Annotated in this window: 2 protein-coding genes; both read left to right on the top strand. The window is 75.5% G+C overall.

What is annotated here, in order from left to right; translation table 11 throughout:
- On the top strand, window positions 1-405 hold a 405-nt coding region (locus HGA02_RS20060), incomplete at its 5' end, for a hypothetical protein (RefSeq protein WP_210728860.1).
- Between the two features lie 4 nt (window positions 406-409).
- Window positions 410-1,096, top strand: a 687-nt coding sequence (locus HGA02_RS20055; protein ID WP_168681188.1) for a Pvc16 family protein, incomplete at its 3' end; no start/stop codon positions are given.

Genomic DNA, 1,096 nt, shown 5'->3' with positions numbered 1-1,096 from the left:
CAGAGCGGGCTCGTCACGGGCGTCGTCGGCACGTCGTCGCCCGACCCCGTCGCCGCCGACGACACCGCGAGCGCACCCGTCGAGGTGCGCGCGCCCGAGCTGCTCGTCGTGCCGACCGTGCTGCGGCCCGGCGGCGTCGCGTTCGTCAACGGCCGGTGGTTCCCGCCCGGCGAGCCTGTCCGGCTGTCGTGGTCGCCCGGGATCATGAGCGCGCCCGGCCCGTACGTCCCGCTGGCCGACGGGTCGTTCCAGGCGTCCGTGCCCGTCGTCGCCGACACGATCCTCGGTCCGCGCCGCCTGGTCGGGACCGGCACGTCGCCCGGTCCGCTGTTCGGTGAGGTCGACACCGACCTGCTGGTGAACCCGAGCTCGGTCGCCGCCCCCGACTTCCTGTTCCGGAGGTGACCGCGTGATCGGCTCGGTCGACGAGGCGCTGCGCGCGCTGGTCCGTGAGGCGGTGGACAGCACGTCCGTCGAGGTCGTGCTGGACGCCCCGACGAAGGACTGGGCCGCGCGCCGGAACGCGCCCACGGTCGACATGTACCTGTACGACCTGCGCGAGGACCTGCGGCGACGGTCGCGCGGGTTCCTCGAGAACCGGGTCGAGGGCGTCGTCGAGACCCGGTTCCAGCCGCCGCGGCACTTCCGGCTGTCCTACCTGGTCACCGCGTGGACGCAGCGCCCGGAGGACGAGCACCGGCTGCTCGACGCGGTGCTCGTGCACCTGCTGCGGTTCGACGCCCTCCCCGCGCGCGTGCTCGAGGAGCGGCTCGTCGCCGCGGGTGCGCGCGTCCCGCTGTTCGTCGGCCTGCCGCCGCCCGAGGACCGCGGGTTCGCGGACGTCTGGTCGGCGCTCGGCGGTGAGCTCAAGCCGTCGATCGACGTCGTCGTCGACGTGCCCGTCCTCACGCCCGTGCCCGGCGACGTCCTCGGTCCGCCCGTGCAGCAGCCGCTCACGGTCGACCTGCGCGACACCGACGGCGGAGGCACCGACACGGGCGTGCACCGGCACGTGCCGCCGCCGCCATCCGCGCCCGACGGCTCTCCTGGGTCCACGTCCGGGTCGTCCGGGGGCGACGGACGCGGGGGTGCCCGG

The organism is Cellulomonas septica (assembly GCF_012396155.1).
Classification (GTDB): Bacteria; Actinomycetota; Actinomycetes; order Actinomycetales; family Cellulomonadaceae; genus Cellulomonas; species Cellulomonas septica.
This window is presented reverse-complemented; position numbering and strand designations above follow the sequence as displayed.